General features: G+C 39.3%; 13 protein-coding genes. 12 read left to right on the top strand and 1 reads right to left on the bottom strand.

Annotated features, from left to right (window positions below; translation table 11 throughout):
• Positions 1–3,144: a lantibiotic dehydratase gene (locus Q0590_RS31005; protein ID WP_302041541.1), complete on the bottom strand. Its 3,144-nt coding sequence runs from the start codon at positions 3,142–3,144 to the stop codon at positions 1–3.
• Positions 3,145–3,293: 149 nt separating this feature from the next.
• Between Q0590_RS31005 and Q0590_RS31000 the strand changes: the two genes are divergently transcribed.
• From Q0590_RS31000 to Q0590_RS30945, 12 genes are all read left to right on the top strand, one after another.
• Positions 3,294–3,656, top strand: a complete 363-nt coding sequence (locus Q0590_RS31000) for a DUF4134 domain-containing protein (protein ID WP_302041540.1) — start codon at positions 3,294–3,296, stop codon at positions 3,654–3,656.
• A 19-nt stretch (positions 3,657–3,675) separates the two neighbouring features.
• Positions 3,676–4,011, top strand: a complete 336-nt coding sequence (locus Q0590_RS30995; protein WP_302041539.1) for a DUF4133 domain-containing protein — start codon at positions 3,676–3,678, stop codon at positions 4,009–4,011.
• Between the two features lie 9 nt (positions 4,012–4,020).
• Entirely contained in the window at positions 4,021–6,504 is a 2,484-nt protein-coding gene (locus Q0590_RS30990; protein WP_302041538.1) for a TraG family conjugative transposon ATPase, read from the top strand.
• Between the two features lie 46 nt (positions 6,505–6,550).
• Positions 6,551–7,285, top strand: coding sequence for a hypothetical protein (locus tag Q0590_RS30985; protein WP_302041537.1), 735 nt, complete (start codon positions 6,551–6,553; stop codon positions 7,283–7,285).
• Between the two features lie 50 nt (positions 7,286–7,335).
• On the top strand, positions 7,336–8,187 hold the full coding sequence (locus Q0590_RS30980; protein ID WP_302041536.1) for a DUF4134 family protein: 852 nt from the start codon (positions 7,336–7,338) through the stop codon (positions 8,185–8,187).
• A 10-nt stretch (positions 8,188–8,197) separates the two neighbouring features.
• A complete protein-coding gene (locus tag Q0590_RS30975) occupies positions 8,198–9,205 on the top strand; it encodes a TraJ family protein (protein ID WP_302041535.1) in 1,008 nt (335 codons plus the stop codon).
• A 28-nt stretch (positions 9,206–9,233) separates the two neighbouring features.
• Complete coding sequence (gene traK / locus Q0590_RS30970) at positions 9,234–9,854, top strand: conjugative transposon protein TraK (RefSeq protein WP_302041534.1); 621 nt, start codon at positions 9,234–9,236, stop codon at positions 9,852–9,854.
• Between the two features lie 51 nt (positions 9,855–9,905).
• The gene (gene traM / locus Q0590_RS30965; protein ID WP_302041533.1) at positions 9,906–11,267 is read left to right on the top strand and encodes a conjugative transposon protein TraM; all 1,362 of its coding nucleotides are present in this window, start codon (positions 9,906–9,908) and stop codon (positions 11,265–11,267) included.
• Between the two features lie 38 nt (positions 11,268–11,305).
• Positions 11,306–12,226, top strand: coding sequence for a conjugative transposon protein TraN (gene traN / locus Q0590_RS30960; protein ID WP_302041532.1), 921 nt, complete (start codon positions 11,306–11,308; stop codon positions 12,224–12,226).
• 128 nt (positions 12,227–12,354) lie between these two features.
• Entirely contained in the window at positions 12,355–12,618 is a 264-nt protein-coding gene (locus tag Q0590_RS30955; protein ID WP_302041531.1) for a hypothetical protein, read from the top strand.
• Positions 12,619–12,754: 136 nt separating this feature from the next.
• Positions 12,755–13,732, top strand: coding sequence for an AAA family ATPase (locus Q0590_RS30950; protein ID WP_302041530.1), 978 nt, complete (start codon positions 12,755–12,757; stop codon positions 13,730–13,732).
• Complete coding sequence (locus Q0590_RS30945) at positions 13,733–16,261, top strand: S8 family peptidase (protein ID WP_302041529.1); 2,529 nt, start codon at positions 13,733–13,735, stop codon at positions 16,259–16,261.
• Positions 16,262–16,299: the final 38 nt, after the last annotated feature.

The raw sequence follows: 16,299 nt of genomic DNA, 5'->3' as shown, positions 1-16,299 counted from the left end.
CTATGCCATTACTATATTTTTCCTGGCCAGTTGTGAAGTATAATACCGGAACATAAAGTCATAAATTATTGCCTCATGCATCCTTTGTTTATTTCTAAGTATCCGGTTCAGAAACATATGTATATAACTTGCTAACAGATCATCCAGACTTACTGATAACTTTGTGTGTCTGTCTTTTTCAATGATTCTATCAACTGTATAGCGCCAGTTTTGAGTGCGACATTTTATAGGTTGCAGCAACTTGAGAAGATTCTCAGATATAAATTTTCCTTCTAAAACTGATTCTAAAGCTGTTTTTTCCTCCCGGTATTTTCTACCCAAAGATTGCCTGGCTTCTACCTCTAACAGATTAAATTCCTCTTTAAACTGTGTCTGTAACTTATCCATCAATGCCTTTCTCTGAACTGTATTCATCCCAAAATCATTTAAAAGCTCATCTACACCAATAATAGCTATTTGCCATCGTAGTTTATCGCCTTCATCTCCTGTGAGAGATTCTACCATATTGACTACAGCTACACTATCATGGAAAAACAATTCTTCACTATCATGTATGTTCTCATCACCATACCTTTCCAACTCCCGTTTGTAAGTATCTGTCTGGAATTTATAGATGAGATTCGCTTTATAAAACCTCTCTAAGTACTTGTTTAACAGGCTGATCACTTCAGTATAAAAAACACCCTCCCCATGGAAGCGTACACGCAAATGATGCTCAGGGTCTTCATATCTGATAAAGAACCATTTGTCAATAACACCCTTACTTAGTAATGCTTCAGACACGGGTTTAATGACTTCTGTTAATATTTTATCGGCTGTCTTTACGCCACAATAAATCTTTATATACAGCCATTGAGAGCCAATAGAAAATTGCCTTGTTGATGGAGGAATTGATAATCCAGTTGATTCTAAAGATTTTTCTGGTGAAGTCTTATAAGAAAAATGTAAGGGTACAATTAATTCATTGGTAAATCGTCCTTCCGGCCCCTGTACCCAGAGGTTATCAACTTCGAACAGGCATTCTTTCAGAAAGATATGTTCAACAGATTTTATTAGGTTTTGCAGCACATTCAGGCAAAGTTGATTTTCTAAATCCATCGGTAAAATATTATCGCCTTGGGCTATGGTTACCCACTGAGGTATACCTTTTTCTATCCGAAGCCTATGTGTTACATTCAATAGTTCTGTCTGTTTTGCTTGTGTAATAACCTGCAGATCCTCTTTTTGAAGTAGCCATTGAGCTTCAGTTAAAATAATCTTACCTAATTGCACACGAGGCAGGAATTGGGCTTTGCTTAAGGCGCCCCAGCTCCAGCTTACTACACTTTGTAAATTCTGGTACTGTAAATCACACAGAAAATGATAGGAGGGAAGGGATTGTAGTGAATAATTATGTGCAGTACTCAACCTGGGAACTACTTCTTTACCCAGTTTTTTTGACCGCAACACAATCCTGTTATTTCTGACAGAAACCAATAAATCTTCTAACAAGATGGTATGGTTTTCATCTACAGACGACCTGGTAACAATAGGAACCTCGTATTCACGTAATACAGGTCGCTGTGAAATGTTTCCAATCCGTGCTTGATTAATATGCACAATCTCAGCAAAAACAGCCCCCGGGTACATTTGTTCTTCCTTTCTTAAAGCTTCTTTTACATGGTCTGCTAGAGCTTTGTCCAGATGGCAAAAGCGACCCAGCAAACTTGCAGCGGAAGGCCCACCCGTATATTGATGAATGAGCCTGAATTTACCTGCATCTATATCTGCCGGAGATTGTGCCAGTATACTGATAACCGAATAAAGGGAGTGGGCAAGATGTATTTCCTTTTTGTAAAAAAAAGGTTCAAGTTCCTCTGTTTTAAGGTCAATAATGGGGTCTTGGTTTTTTAGAGCTGCACTGTATTTATCCAGCAAGAATTGCTGCCATTCCGACCACTCAAAAGATATATTATCTATTTTTTGAGAGTTAAAACTTATTCCTTCAAGTAGAGGATTGAAATCTGAAGGCACAGCATTAATCAGTGGATACCCGATTCCCATTTCGCTATCCAGTGCTTCAAGCAAAGCAACCTCCTGTTCCTCATAGCGCAGATAGAAGGCTTCCCGGAACTTGGTGAGGTTATCCTTTTCTTCTGTACTAGTCTGTATACTTGCTAACAGCAGCACGGCTTTTTGCAATTCATCCACTACCTGATTATGCAAAGCTTTGGATATAGCAGGCTTACACATATCTACCTGGAAGAGCTGCCCTATATCAAAAGGTATACCCAATGCCTTAACTTGTCGAGCAATTTGCTGATAGGCTCCGATAGCACTACCTGGAGGACAGTTATCAATTTCTTGCAGATTTCCTGTTATATTTTCTAAGATTTGGGCAAGATATTTACTTTCTGGCTTGCGCAAGCTTTCAATAATCACATTAGTATATGATTTTCCTGTCACTACTGGTTCTAATTCACTTAATAAGACCTGGCTGGAAATAAGCTCATTCACAAAATCAGTAGCAATTTCCAGATTGATTTCTGTATCTACTAATGATAAGGCCAATTCTGTAGGAGTAGCTCCTTTGATTGCACGCTCAATTACCTTGTGAACATACTCCGAATAGTCAATATTCACCAGGTGATGAGCACGCAGCTTCTGATGGAGGCGGTATTCTATATATCTCAATTGACTGCCCACCCGATATAAGGTATTGTTTGGATAATACCTTAGAGAATTGCTGATAGCAGAAGATCCATTGACTTGATAAGCTAAAGCACTTAAATAATCCATATCTAACCTGCTGTGACGCCTATAGCAGGTAGTTGCAGGCAGCTTTACATCTGTAGCTTTCCTCCATTCACCTATAGAAATGCCTGCAAATAATCCGAAAGGAGTACAGCGGTAACACATACGGAGCAAATATTTGGTAAGCGTCAGTTCCATTTTCTGCTTGTCCTTAACTGTCTGCATATCACCTTTTATCCATACTTGAAAGGCCTCATATAAATCTGGAGAGGCAATAAATAGAGCTTCTTGCAAGAGGACGTTTTCGAAAAGCAATTTTAATTTATTGGTAGAGAGATTATAACATTCCAAGAAGGGTAGGAGAGGAGTCCGGATCACAAAAAAGCCATGATCCTGCATTTTGTCTTTCATAGGGGATTTAATGAACTAAAATACTTGTTGGCACTTACCATTTACCAGTTGGCGTATGTGCATTTTTCAAAGATAATTCTTTGATTCAACTTTAGGTAGTTTAAATTTTTTTTCAATTCTTACCCACTCATTATTAACCGATTAATTTTATGAAAAGCAATTTTTTTTTCAACCTGCGTGCTAAAAACATAGCTTCCAACCTATCAAACTATGGTATCTGCTTGATGACTTCACTTGCAGCAATCCTAATTACTTCTCCGCTTTTTGCACAGGCCAGCAAAGGCGTTGCCGCATTAAATGATGCCCGCCAGTCGCTTAATCAATATTATGAAGCTGGGGTAAATGTAGCTTATGGGGCCGCTGCATTAATTGGTTTGATAGGTGGAGTAAAAGCTTATCAGAAATGGACAGCCGGAGATCCGGATACAGGAAAAGTAGCAGGTGCCTGGCTAGGAGGAGCCGTGTTTCTGGCAGGTGTAACCACTTTCATCCGCGTAGTCTTCATTCAGTAAAGTAATTGAATATAGTAACATGCCCAAGTTTGAGGTTAATAAAGGGGTAGGCAAACCTGTTGAATTTATGGGTTTACAGGCTCAATATATCGGCTATTTGTTTGGAGGAGCATTTGGTAATTTTATACTATTTGCCATTATCTACCTGTTAGGTACTCCTCCATTCATTTCCCTGTTGTATCTCATCGTATCATCCGGATTTTTGGCCTATTATATCTTTTCTACGGGAAAAAAACATGGAGCACATGGCCTTCGACTGCTAAGTGCCAAAAAAGCCCAACCTCGCTATATGGTATGTAGAAATCCTCTTCTATTCAAAAACCTTAAATCCGGAAATCAAAACCATCTATACTGAACAGCTTATATGTCTTTACTACCATCTGCTAACATCGAGAACAAACAGCCCATCTACAAAGTAGAGCTAGTCGATAATGCCTATCATTGCATTGTTTCCAAACAGGCAGATATTACGCTGGGCTTTGAAGTAGAATTGCCTGAAGTACTCACCCTATCTAAGGAAAACTATGACAGTATCCATACAGCTTTTGTAAAAGCTATTAGGTTGTTGCCTCAATACTGCGTTTTGCATAAACAAGACTGGTTCTTTGAAGATATTTACACACCTTCTTTCGGGCAATCAATGAGCATGCTTTCAAGGGCATTTGAACGCAATTTTAATGAACGTCCTTTTCTCAATCATAAGTGTTACATTTTTCTGACAAAAACCTCTTCGGACCGCAGCAGGCATAATAGCCTGCATTCTGCTTTAACCCGCCGCCATATTGTTCCTAAAGATATGCTCGATGCCAAAACAAGCTCCGACTTTTTTGACAGGGTAGGGCAGTTTGTTAAGATTCTTTCAGATTCTTCTTTCTTTAAATTCAGGCAACTCACTATAAATGAAATAGCAGGACAAGGTATAGAATCCGGATTGATAGAGAAGTACCTTACACTATCTTCAGATGGCTTAGCCTTGCAGGATATAGATTTTTCCAAAGGCCTGAAAATCGGAAATAAGTTTTGCAGCCTGTTTACGCTTGCCCGAACTGACGACCTTTCTTCTCAGGTGGAAACTGAAATCAAATACGAAAAGCTATCCACTGACCGTACCAGATTCAGCCTGGGTTTTGCTTCTCATATTGGGCTGAATCTGCCCTGTAATCATATGTACAACCAGTACATTTTTATTGATGATCATACCCGGACCTTAAAAATGCTGGAAGGTAAAAAGCAGAATCTCCGCTCACTTTCCAGGTATTCCAGGGAAAACATCGTAAATATGGAACTTACGGAAGAATATTTGAATGAAGCTCTTGTAGAAGGCAGGTTATCTGTACGGGCACACTATAATGTGTTAGTATGGAGTGAAGAAGGGGAGGAGCTTAAAAAGTTGCGCAACCTTACTAGTTCAGCCATCACGCAGATGGATTGCCGGCCAAGAGAGGCAACTATTGATACTGGCACCATATTTTGGAGCGGCATACCTGGCAATGCAGGTGATTTCCCGAGCGAGGAGACCTTCCATACTTTCTCGGAACAAGCCTGTTGCTTTTTAAACCTGGAGACTAACTACCGCGATTCTCCTTCACCTTTTGGCATCAAACTCATTGACCGCATCTCGGGCAAACCTGTCCATGTAGACTTATCTGACCTTCCTATAAAGGAGGGTATTATTACCAACCGTAATAAGTTTATTCTGGGGCCTTCTGGAAGCGGAAAATCCTTTTTCACTAATCACATGGTAAGGCAATATCATGAACAGGGCACCCATATTCTGTTGGTAGACGTTGGCCATAGTTACCGGGGACTATGCGATTTAGTAGGTGGCGTGTACTTTATGTATGATGAAAAAAAGCCCATCAGTTTCAACCCCTTTTTTGTAGACGGCAGTATTGATGTAGAGAAAAAAGAAAGCATCAAAACGCTTCTACTGGCATTATGGAAAAGGGAAGGGGAGAAGGTAACACAAGCCGAGTATTCCACTATCTCCGATGCAGTCAGTTTATATTATGAAAACATCTGGGCAGCTTCTGATACTTTTCCTTGTTTCAACAGCTTTTACGAATTCTTTGATGGTCCCTTCAGAGTATTGCTGGAAAGGGATGAACATTTCAAAGAAAGGCATTTTGACGTACACAATTTTCTCTATATCCTAAAAAGATATTATAAAGGAGGAGAATTTGATTATCTGCTCAATGCAACTGATAACCTGAACCTACTGCACCAATCCTTTATCGTTTTTGAACTGGATAATATTAAAGACCATCCTGTTCTGTTTCCTGTAGTGACACTGATTATCATGGAGACTTTTATCAGTAAAATGCGGAAGCTCAACGGCATTCGGAAGATGATCCTAATTGAAGAAGCCTGGAAAGCTATAGCAAAAGAAGGCACAGCTGAATTCATCAAGTACCTGTTTAAAACTGTCCGAAAATTTTTCGGTGAAGCCATTGTAGTTACTCAGGAAGTAGATGATATTATTGGAAATGCGGTAGTGAAAGATGCCATCATCAATAATTCCGACACCAAAATCCTTCTAGATCAGCGTAAGTTCATGAACCGGTTTGACGGAATACAGGCATTACTCGGGCTTACTGAAAAGGAAAAAGCACAAGTACTTTCTATCAATCAGGATTTGAAAGAAGGCAGAAAATACAAAGAAGTATTTATAAGCCTAGGTGGCCAGGCTTCCAAAGTATATGCTGTGGAAGTATCCGCAGAAGAGTACATTACTTATTCCACAGAGCAAAAGGAAAAAATTAAGCTATTTCAGAAAAAAGCAAAATATGGCAGTATAGAAACTGCTATTAAAGAAGCAGCTCAGGAAATCCGTGAAGGTGTTTTTTGACGCTTTATCCAAAAATTCAATTATCTATCACCCAACTTCCTCAAGTATGCAAAAAATATATTTTAAAATAATTTTCTGGTTACTAGTGTCAGCAGTAACGGCAGCATGTTCTGGTAAAGAGCCGCGACATGCTAATGCTGATAAAATCTATTCTGCCCATGCAGAAAAAGAATCAACTACATTGAGCAGTCCAGTTTCACCAAGAATGGATAGCCTGCTTGTTAGCCCTAAGTACTTATTGCAAAGGTTAGATAGCTTACAGAATGCAGGTGTTATAGGCGTAGATACATTGTATTCATCCATATTGTTCTACAGTGAATTTATTTCCTGCTGGTATAAAAGTGAACTAGAAATTGAGATGATAATGTGTCCTGATATTAGAAGAATATTTACGAATGCTAACCGCTTTCATACCTTTTACATAAATAATTATGTGGATTTATTAAAACGAATTGAGCATAACTCGAAACCAGACAAAAAGGCTTTATACCAGAAGAAGTTAGCGCAGGATATTTCTACCTTTATTGGTGATATAAATATTCAAACCCGGGTAATCACTCCGCAAACTATCCAGAAAAACAATGTTTTTTGCCCTGCTACTTTCAGTTCTGAAAGTGAAAAATTATTTACTGGTAGTGGAAATGAAAAAGAGATAATGAATGCAGCTTTAATTTATGGCGCTAATCCAATAGTGAAAGTGTATGATGATTTCAAAAAAGCAGAAACAACCTTGGTTAGAGACATGCATGGATTAAACCGTAAATATCTGGATGTGTTCTAATTAATCCGCTTTACTATTTTTAAATCTCCATCCCGCTCACCCACTGATTCATGGAAAAGTTTCGTAGCTCTTTTGCAAGGCGATTTTTGCTGCTGTATGGCATTCTTACAATTTTAACTTCAGGGTATCATCAGGTGAATGCTCAGTTTATTGTTGCTGATGTAATACAAGATATCAATACAGTTATTCAAACCGGCCATCAGATTATTATTGACATTCAGACAGTGGCCAATACCATTCAGCACAGCAAATTCTATCAATATCTGAAGGCTGTCTCTAATGGAGTAAAAACTTATAATAAAGTAAAAAGCATAATTGATAGTGAGAAGTGGATGGTAGAATCTGCCATCAATAACCTCAACTATCTAAAAAGCAGTAAGTACCTGAATCCTTCTCAAATCTCAGGCATGGTTAAAATGTATAAATATTTTATCGACCAGAGCGTGGAAAATGCAAAAGAGCTGACTAACATTTTAAGTCCTTCATTTTTCCAGATGTCTGATGCAGAAAGAATAGATTATATAGACAGGCTTGAAGCAAGGACGCTGAAAACCGGGGAACTGCTGAGCTATTACAACACCCGTAACCTGACCTTGGAAACAGGACAAATGAGGCAGGTAGAAGAATTAAACCGGCTGGCTGCTCATTACACGCCAATGATAAACAATATGCCGGGTGAAACTCCTGTTGCCGCTTCTCAAAAAATAGGTGGTTTTTATGGCTCTATAGTAGATGTACTGTATGCTATTTCTGCGTTGGTTGCTCTTATCGGCGCTGTGCGTGTATATAGCCAGTTTACGTCTGGCAGTTATCAGCTCTATCAGACGGCTGCTGGCTGGTTTGGCAGTGTATTGCTGGCTGTACTAATTACCACCTTTATCAAACTTATCTTTTTCAGTTAGCTACAGTTTTATGACACTTCTACAGGTAAGTTCCACCTATAACAATTTACAAAGCCTAATTGCTGGATTATATGAGGATATGATTCCACTTGCCTCTGGGCTTATATCGGTAGGGCAGGGGCTGGCAGGGATTGCAGGTGTAATCTTTGTTTTTTATAAACTATGGCCGGTAATGGCTGGCCGTGAACCCTTAGATGTGTATCCCTTATTACGGCCTTTTTCCATTTTTTTCCTGCTGATCTTTTTTATGGGTTTTGTGGACTTGATGAACGCTGTACTGCGCCCGGTAGTCAATGCTACAAACAATATAGTCAGCTATCAAAATCAGACAGTATTTGCACTTATCAAACGCAAACAGGAACTCATTAAGCAAAAGCAGATAACGCCACCTCATCAGTCTGACGCAGAGAAAGAAAGCCAGCTGGAAGCAATCTGGAATAAGGTAAGCGGTGCTGTAAACAATGCGCAGGAGTTCTTCTCCTCCCTACCAGAAACTCTGGAATCTTCTATCCGCAGGGTGATGGCCAATTTACTTGAAATCTTCTTCTATGCAGTAGGGATTGTTATTAATGCCATTCGCACCTTTTATCTCATTATTCTTATCATTATTGGCCCTTTGGTACTGGGCTTTTCTGTGTTTCCCGGTTTTGAAGGCACTTTTAATGGATGGATTGCCCGCTATGTACAGGTTTATATGTGGCTTCCAATATCCAACATTCTGGGAGCCATCATTGCAAAGTTCCAAACGTTGATGGTAGAAAAAGACATAGAGCGGCTATTATCCAATGGGGACTATGATGGAGCAGACTTAGGCTACCTGATCTTTCTGCTATTTGGTATTTGCAGTTACTTGACTGTGCCCACAGTATCGTCCTGGATTATTCATTCTACCGGAGCAGGAAGGGCATTAGGAAAACTGGAAAGAAGCATGACTTCAGGCGGGAAAGTGGCCAGTGCCGGTGCCGGTAACATTTCCGGAGGTATTGTAGGAAAAGTTAAATCAAAATTACAAACATAATATCAGTTACATCAATCACCTAAACCTTATGCCTTTACACTCACTTAAGAATATTGATACCGCTTTCCGTCAATCAAGATTTTTACTTTTTGGATTTCTTTCTTTTGCTAGCTGTCTTTCCATGTACAGTATCTATGCCTCCAGGCAAGCCATAAACAAACACCTCGAAACGATTTATGTGTTTGACCAAGGGAGCATCTTACAGGCAAAAGCACGAAATGTGGCAGAAAACCGGCCTGTAGAAGCCAGAGAACATATCAGGCGTTTTCATGAGTACTTCTTCACTCTATCGCCTGATGAAAAAGCCATTGGGGCTACTATGGAAAAAGCTTTGTTTTTATCAGATGAAAGCGTAAAAAAACAATATGATAATCTGAAAGAAAAAGGCTTTTATAATGAGATTATCGCCGGCAATATCTCTCAGAACATCCAGATTGACAGTGTATGGCTGGATGTGTCTGTATACCCTTATTATGCCAGATGTATGGGCAGGATAGAAATCATCCGGACATCTTCTGTTACCTTCCGGAATTTAATTGCTGAGTGTTATTTAAGGGATGTACTGCGATCTGATAACAACCCGCACGGTTTTCTGATAGAAAGATGGCGTGTTCTTAAGAATGACGACATAAAAACCATTTCCAGATAATAGCTGCTTCTCTAGAGCCTACTTTCTAATTTATCTGTAAACTTTAAATTCATGCATCATCCACTCTCTCCTTCTTTTTTGCGGCAGCGCAAAATGGCTTTGTTTCTGCCCCTTCTTTTCGTGCCTTTTTTATCCATCCTGTTCTTCCTATCCGGTGGTGGCAAGGGATTAGTTGCAGCGGATCATTCTCTCCAATTGTCTTCTGGACTCAATGCTAATGTACCCACGGCGGCCGAAGATTCCAGGGTTTCGCAGATTTATTCAAGTAAACTTAAAGCTTATGAGAATGTATCCGAAGATAGCCTGACAAGAAAAAAGCGCAACATTTTCTCTTTCCTTCAAAGCGACAAAATTTCAGATTTACTCGAAGACAAAAGTGAGAATATGGGATTTAATTATGATATACACCGTACCCATGAACAACAACTCCATGCTCCTGAACAAGCGGCCTATAAAGAAGCGCAAAAGGAAATAGAAAAAGTAAATACGATAGCATCTGCAAATGTGCTAAGCTCAGCAGGTTCCAGGCAAAGCTATAGGAGAAGTTACAGCAGCAAAGCAAGTGCAATAAGCAGCGAAGAGTACCTGCAACAAAAAATGGTAGATGACTATGAGAAAGCACAAAAGCAACAACAGGAGCTTTATGAGATTATGAAAGACTATTACAAAAACGGAAATATGGGAGCCGGCCATAATCCTTTCGCTGCAAATCAGGTTACTGCACACTCACCAGAATTTACTCAGACAAACACCGCTCAAAAATCAACAGAAACAGTGAAAAGAAAAGCATTAAAAGTTAAAATAGAAGACCCCATTCAACCCGTAGTATCCAGCTTGCAACAAAAGGACACCCATACTGAAATAAGTGAAACAAATAATTCTTTAAGTATCAACCCTGCAAATACGAGTGAATTTTTTACAGCAGGTAAAACCTCCAAAGCAGTAAATGAAGCCAATGTAATCATGGCTGCCATTCATGAAGAACAAAGCATACTTTCAGGTTCTACAGTAAAGATGCGCTTATTAAATAGCATCATGATTGGTGATATAGTTATTCCCAAAAATCATTTTATCTATGGCGTTTGCGCTATTTCTGACGAACGCCTGCAGATAAAGATAACCTCACTTAAGTACATGGAAATGGTTTTTACTATTCAATTAACTGTGTATGATGCTGATGGTTTAGAGGGAATCTATATGCCTGGGTCTATCTCCCGGACAGCTATAAAACAGGGGGTAGGGCAGGGGGTGGGTAATGTAAACCTTTTGGGCTTCAGTCCCACAGTTGGAGCACAGCTTACTCAGACAGCTATAGATGCAGGGAAAAGTATTCTGGCTAAAAAAGCTGCACTTATCCGGGTAACACTCAAAGCAAATTATCAGGTGTTTCTCAAGCCCTCCCAAAGCGAATAATTAATCTATTCTTCAATCAATTTAAATTTTCTGAGCGCATGACTACCTTAAGAATATTTACATTTTTTTCACTGCTTACTTTTCTCATAAATATATCCGCCCTTGGCCAAAAACAAATTCCACTGAATGAGACAAATTTTATAGGTAGCTACTCCATCACCATAAGTTTCCATAAAACCACTCACCTGATTTTTCCTTTTAATATTATCTATGTAGATCTGGGCAGTGGCAATATCCTGGCAGAAAAAGTAGGGAAGGTAGAAAATATTTTGAAAGTAAAGGCTGGATCTGCTAATTTTCCCCAGACCAATCTAACAGTGCTGACTAGTGAAGGGAAGTATTTCTCCTTCCTGGTTTCCTATGTTGAAAATCCACAGCAACTTTCTTACATATTCAATGATGAGTTATTTTCAAAAAAATCCATATCAGCAGAAGCTACTCATCTTGAAAAGCATTCGCCACTTAACACTTCTGATGCCAACTTTTCAATAGCAAATTTTGAAAACGTTAGATTTAGTGAAGCACAACTTGAAATGGATGCCAGAACAATTCTCCAAAACAGGAAATCTGGGAAACAGATAAGCAGCCATAATGGAGGTACAATGCTTACACTCCATAGTTTACATGTGAAGGAAAACATATTTTATTTACCTGTTGATATTACTAATAGTTCGAATATTAATTATGATATAGACTTTATCAGGCTCTATATCCGGGATAGGAAAATAGTAAAACGCACCTCTTATCAGGAGCAGGAAATCCAACCTTTGTATGTTTACAATACTGCTCAGCAAACTATCAACGGTAAATCTGCTATACAAAAAGTATTTGTCTTAGAAAAATTCACTATACCAGATGATAAAGTACTTGTCATCGAAATGTTTGAAAAGAAAGGAGGGAGGCAGATGTTTTGTAAAATAAAAAGCAAGTATATCAATAATGCCACATTATTTTACTAATCATTAAATATCATATAATCCGTAATAACCATATAATCCATATATGACGCATAAACTATCTTTACTATATATTATTATTAACTTTTTGGGGGACAGCACTATCTGAACATGAATATATAATGTATACAATGCAATCACCTTCTCAAAAAATAACGCCTCAATACGCAGTAAATGAGTGCCTTTCCGATTCCTATGTGAAGATAGCAGAGGAAAAATCAGATTTTAATTTTAGAATACATGAAATCTGGGAGAAAGTAAAATTGCTTGAGTATGCTGGCTACATAACAAGTGAAAGTGAAAAATTTAATATTGCCTACCGTTTTACAGCCATGCAATTGGAACGAGTCTATCAGGAGAATTGCGCATTAAAAGCCAGGCTTAGCAACATATAAACATTCATATTTGACAATGCACAGATAGTCTCAGTTGCGAGTAATGAAGGTAAACTACTTATGACAATATCCAAGTTTAGTTAGGAATATTGATAATTTACTTAATTTAACCGGTAAAAAGTAGTAAATTTGCGCTATGGCGGCAGCTGATCAAATAAAAAATCTAATCCAATCCTTTGGTGACGGAGATGAAAGCCGCTTTTTTTCTACGGCTATGCAGATTGCTGCATCAGAGGCAAGGCAAGGTCACACCACCTTGGCTCAGGAGTTAAAACAACTCATTGAAAAAGCTAGAAAAGAACGTTCTCTCTACCTGGTTAATCCGAACAAGACAGTCCCGCTGTCTGTACCAAAGCGAGAACTTCATGAGTTAATCGAGGTTTTTCAGCCGAAAATCAAAATGGCTGATATGGTACTAGCGCCTACGGTAAAGGAAGCACTCGATAAACTCATTGTCGAACAGCGCAAATGGGAAATTCTAAGAAAGCACAACTTATCTCCACGTAAAAAATTATTGCTTATTGGCCCTCCTGGGACAGGTAAAACAATGACCGCACAGGCGATTGCAGGAGAATTGGGCATAGCGGTTTATATCATTCGCCTGGATGGCTTAATGTCCAAATTCATGGGTGAATCCATTGCAAAGCTGAGGCTTATTTTTGATGCCATGCAGGATCACCGGGCTGTCTATCTATTCGATGAATTTGACTCCATCGGTTCACATAGAAACCAAGGCCAGGATGTCGGAGAGATTAAAAGAGTATTAAATAGCTTTTTGATTAATATTGAGAAAGACCAAAGCAATAGCATCATTATTGCTGCAACCAATTTGCCCGAATCCCTAGACAAAGCATTATTCAGACGGTTTGATGATGTAATTCAATATCCACTCCCGGATACTTCCCAAATCATCGAAGTCATTAAAAAAAGTACGCGTGGCTTTACATTTTTTAAGAATGTAAACTTTCAGAAAGTGGCTGAGCTTGCAAAAGGCTTAAGCAATTCCGAAATAACTAAAGCCTGTGAAGAAACCATTAAAGAAATGATTCTTAGCGGAAATGAAACATTGGATTTGTCCCAGCTGGAGAAGGCCTTAGAAAAACGGAAATTGTAAATGGCAGGCAGAAATCCTAAGAAACATATTCGCTTAGTCGGTTATTCACAAAATCAAGAATATAGATATCCAGGTAGTGGTGGCAATAGCTTCATCGAGAAGCAGCGGAATCGGAATATTCACGGCAATCGTATTCTCAAGCAATTAGAGCATATTCGGGATCAGTTTCATATTCCAGATGACGCCCCTTTACCGGAAAATATTGTAAAGGACGATGCCGTTTATGTAGAATTCGTGTCCGAATGGGGATTCAAATTAAAAATTGATAGCCTAGAGCAGGATAAGAGCGATCCATCTTTCCAGGTGTTGAATATCCGGGAAGAACAGAAAGAAGATGATCCATCTAAATTACAATACCATGTCACAGTAATGATGACTGAGGGAGCGGTCAGCAATTTCATTAAGAAAGCGGAGAAATACTTAGACCCTCAGAAAGATACAAGATCAGGTAAGCCAGCCAATGCACCACTGATTAATAATATTAGTGAAATTCGGATGGCTACCTTGAAATCTTTTTGGACAGACGCGCCAGAAATTCCTTTTCCTGCAGAAAATGAGGTTGTCTGGTGGGAAGTATGGTTTAGGAAAACTCCTGATGACGCTGCCAAAATTAATAGGGTACTGGAAAATTTACGGGCTGTCAGAGCAGATATAGGTTCCTCAGAGCTGCTTTTTGCAGAGCAACGTGTCAGGCTTGTTAAGGCAAGTGCCAAACAGCTTTCACAGTCCATTTTGCTTTTAGATAATCTCGCAGAACTACGGAAACCTCAAGAAACTGCAGAATTCATTGTGCATAAGGATGCCACGTACGTTGCACAGAAAGAATGGCTGGATGATTTAATAAAGAGAACAGAAGCAAAATTTAGCAAGAACAATGTAATAGTATGCTTGTTGGATAGCGGTGTAAATAATCAACATCCCCTTATTAAACCTTTTCTTCCTGATAACCGACTGTATTCGTATAAACCGGATGCTTGGGGAGTATATGATAGTTGCCCACGTGGCGGCCATGGTACAGGTGTAGCTGCATTAGCATTATATGGTGATCTGGTAGATGCGTTAGCCGATCTGGGTAAAATTCAGATTTTCCATACGCTCGAATCCTTCAAAATATTTCAGCATAACTCACCGAATGAGCCTGAATTTTATGGAGCGATTACTGAATACGCAGCCAGCCAGCCTATAGCACAATATCCAGATAATCCTAGAATATTTTGTATGACCGTTACCGATGAACAGTCAGCGTTTAAGGGAAGGCCTTCTACCTGGTCTGCTGCTGTTGACAAAATAGCGCACGGCTCTGCGCTTGATCCGGTAGAACCGCAGCTATTCATAGTAAGTGGTGGTAATGTCTTTATCTCTGCACATGAGGATTATCCGACAAAAAATTATTATGAATCTATCCATGATCCTGGGCAAGCGTATAATGCTTTAACGGTAGGTGCTTATACCCGAAAAGATAGAATTGAGGCTTCCACAGGATACCGGCATCTGGCAGAGAATGGCGCCATGGCGCCCTGTAATTCTACGTCCATAATGTGGGACCACCAATGGCCGCTCAAACCAGACATTGTAATGGAAGGAGGAAACCATTCCACCGATGGTAAGTATACGAGTGACCACTCTTGTCTGAAATTGCTGACAGCAGATAGTGAATATCCTAAAGATCTGTTTTTACCATTTGGCGACACTAGTGGAGCAACAGCCTTGGCATCAAAAATGGCTGCGGAAATCAAAACGCATTATCCCAATTATTGGCCGGAAACCGTCCGTGCATTGATTATTCATTCTGCGGAATGGACAAGTACAATGCTTGAAAATAAGCCTATTGAAGGCCTCTCTGAACAAGATCGAATTAATTTAATCAGGGCAGTTGGATATGGAGTCCCAATTCAGGAAAGGGCTTTAAACAGTGCTATAAATAATCTGACGCTGATTGCCGAGAGGGAAATCCAGCCTTATAAGATGGATGGAGCGACTCCAAAATACAATGAGTATCATCTCTTTGATTTACCTTGGCCAGAGGATATTTTGGAAGGCATCCTGTATGATCAGGATGTCAAATTAACGCTTACCTTGTCCTATTTTATCGAACCAAACCCAGGAAGCAGAAATCGGAAATACGCCAATAATTTTCAATACCATTCCCATGCGTTAGATTTTGCAGTCATCAAGCCTGGCGAAACACTTATCAACTTCAAAAGGCGGATTTCAGCAGATGCGGCGTTAAGTGATGAAGAGGCTGACGAAATAGATAGGAGAGGGGAATCCTGGAGAATAGGCCGGGTACGTTCAAGGGGTTCAGTAAAGAAAGACTTTATCACTATGTCTGGTGCTGACATGGCAAAAAGGAATACTATTGCTATTTATCCCAAAAGTGGATGGTATAAAACCCGTAAAAAGCTAGGGAAAGCGGAATCAAAGGTTCGTTATAGTTTAATAGTATCATTAGAAACACCGAATATTGATATAGACATCTATACACCAGTGCAGACTCAGATCGAAGCAGCTATTCCTATTCAGATTTAATCTAAAGGCAGAAATAGGGAGCATGACATTCATGCTTC

It is taken from the genome of Rhodocytophaga aerolata, assembly GCF_030503435.1.
Lineage (GTDB): Bacteria > Bacteroidota > Bacteroidia > Cytophagales > 172606-1 > Rhodocytophaga > Rhodocytophaga aerolata.
This window is presented reverse-complemented; position numbering and strand designations above follow the sequence as displayed.

Bases quoted from the DNA above. Each gene is read 5' to 3' on its own strand.
- Q0590_RS31005 (WP_302041541.1), bottom strand. From the start codon at position 3,144: ATGAAAGACAAAATGCAGGATCATGGCTTTTTTGTGATCCGGACTCCT.
- Q0590_RS31000 (WP_302041540.1), top strand. From the start codon at position 3,294: ATGAAAAGCAATTTTTTTTTCAACCTGCGTGCTAAAAACATAGCTTCC.
- Q0590_RS30995 (WP_302041539.1), top strand. From the start codon at position 3,676: ATGCCCAAGTTTGAGGTTAATAAAGGGGTAGGCAAACCTGTTGAATTT.
- Q0590_RS30990 (WP_302041538.1), top strand. From the start codon at position 4,021: ATGTCTTTACTACCATCTGCTAACATCGAGAACAAACAGCCCATCTAC.
- Q0590_RS30985 (WP_302041537.1), top strand. From the start codon at position 6,551: ATGCAAAAAATATATTTTAAAATAATTTTCTGGTTACTAGTGTCAGCA.
- Q0590_RS30980 (WP_302041536.1), top strand. From the start codon at position 7,336: ATGGAAAAGTTTCGTAGCTCTTTTGCAAGGCGATTTTTGCTGCTGTAT.
- Q0590_RS30975 (WP_302041535.1), top strand. From the start codon at position 8,198: ATGACACTTCTACAGGTAAGTTCCACCTATAACAATTTACAAAGCCTA.
- traK (WP_302041534.1), top strand. From the start codon at position 9,234: ATGCCTTTACACTCACTTAAGAATATTGATACCGCTTTCCGTCAATCA.
- traM (WP_302041533.1), top strand. From the start codon at position 9,906: ATGCATCATCCACTCTCTCCTTCTTTTTTGCGGCAGCGCAAAATGGCT.
- traN (WP_302041532.1), top strand. From the start codon at position 11,306: ATGACTACCTTAAGAATATTTACATTTTTTTCACTGCTTACTTTTCTC.
- Q0590_RS30955 (WP_302041531.1), top strand. From the start codon at position 12,355: ATGCAATCACCTTCTCAAAAAATAACGCCTCAATACGCAGTAAATGAG.
- Q0590_RS30950 (WP_302041530.1), top strand. From the start codon at position 12,755: ATGGCGGCAGCTGATCAAATAAAAAATCTAATCCAATCCTTTGGTGAC.
- Q0590_RS30945 (WP_302041529.1), top strand. From the start codon at position 13,733: ATGGCAGGCAGAAATCCTAAGAAACATATTCGCTTAGTCGGTTATTCA.